The 1,141-nt window shown below is 58.8% G+C and carries 1 protein-coding gene and 2 pseudogenes; all 3 read right to left on the bottom strand.

Features of this window, described 5'->3' with window-relative positions; translation table 11 throughout:
- Positions 1-199, bottom strand: a pseudogene (locus B3V69_RS01165) (GNAT family N-acetyltransferase); the annotation flags it as partial.
- Positions 200-355: 156 nt separating this feature from the next.
- Positions 356-901 (bottom strand): DUF1697 domain-containing protein, encoded by a 546-nt coding sequence (locus B3V69_RS01170; protein WP_422662605.1) that lies wholly within the window; start codon positions 899-901, stop codon positions 356-358.
- A gap of 39 nt (positions 902-940) precedes the next feature.
- A pseudogene (locus B3V69_RS01175) lies at positions 941-1,141 on the bottom strand (argininosuccinate lyase); the annotation flags it as partial.

The following is a 1,141-nucleotide window of genomic DNA, read 5'->3' on the forward strand; positions in this document are numbered from 1 at the left end:
CCTCAGCTACCACTGAAAACGCGTCTTGCTGGTCGAGCCATGCTCGAACATTCGCGGGTGTCTTGTTGTGGAGCCATGCTTGCACCAATGCCGGATCGTTGTGGTGATCGGCGGCGCAACATTCGGAGATGGAGCGGTGAACCACTTGGCATGCGGCGTCGGCGTCTTCGGGGGTGGCAATGCGGATGCTGGTAGTCATGTGGCGGCTCAAGTCATGTCGATCCGGGCTGGGTTAGGGCTGTTTATAAGCTATTTTGGCCTCCAGCCCTCATACTCTCTGCGCAAGTAGCTATCCAATTAATAGCATTTAAAGTGTTCTCCAATGGCTCCAGGTAAGGGCCTCAGCCCAGCCGCTTCAGATGCCGCGCNNCTGCAGCGCAAGGACGGTGCGCCAGTTTCTCGTCGTGGCCGGGACGCCGAGCGCACGCTCGAAAAAGCTGTTGTTCAATTTTGTCTTGCCGTAGCCGTGCGGACAGTGCAGCAGGACGGCATTCTCTACGAGGACCGCGCGCTCGCCAGCGACAGCGGGCAGCTTGAGCGCCTGGAATCGATCCTGAGCAACCGGCTGGAACAGGAAGGTGCAGTGAAACAGCGTCTCGTCGCCGCCGGTCTTCGGCCACAAGGGATTCGAGTTCGCGATGTGAGCGAGGTCTTTGGCCGATAGCACCAGAACGGGAACCTCATGTCCGAAGTCCTTAGCGATCTTGGCTTGGATGCTTGCAGCGAGCGCGGCCTCATCGGACGGATCAGCTTGAAAAACGATATTCCCGCTCTGCAGATAGGTTTGAACGTCCCGAAATCCCAGGCGTGAAACACTGTCCCGCAACTCAGGCATGCGGATGGAGTTTTTCCCGGAAACATTGATGCCGCGCAGGAGTGCCAGGTAAGTTGTCATGGCCATAGTGGGTGGAGTCGCGCACAGCTCCCCGCGGTACCGAAATTACCCCAGCCGCTTCAGATGCCGCGCAATCTGCGCCCGCACCTGATTCGGCGCCGTGCCACCCAGAATATCGCGCGCATTGAGCGAGCCGCGCAAGGACAGCACCTCGTACACATCCTTCTCGATACTCGGGTTGAACTCCTGCAGCACCTTCAGGGGCAATTCCGACAGATCGACCTGGTGCGAGATGGCGGCTTTCAC

The organism is Rhodoferax sp. UBA5149, assembly GCF_002413825.1.
Lineage (GTDB): Bacteria > Pseudomonadota > Gammaproteobacteria > Burkholderiales > Burkholderiaceae_C > Rhodoferax.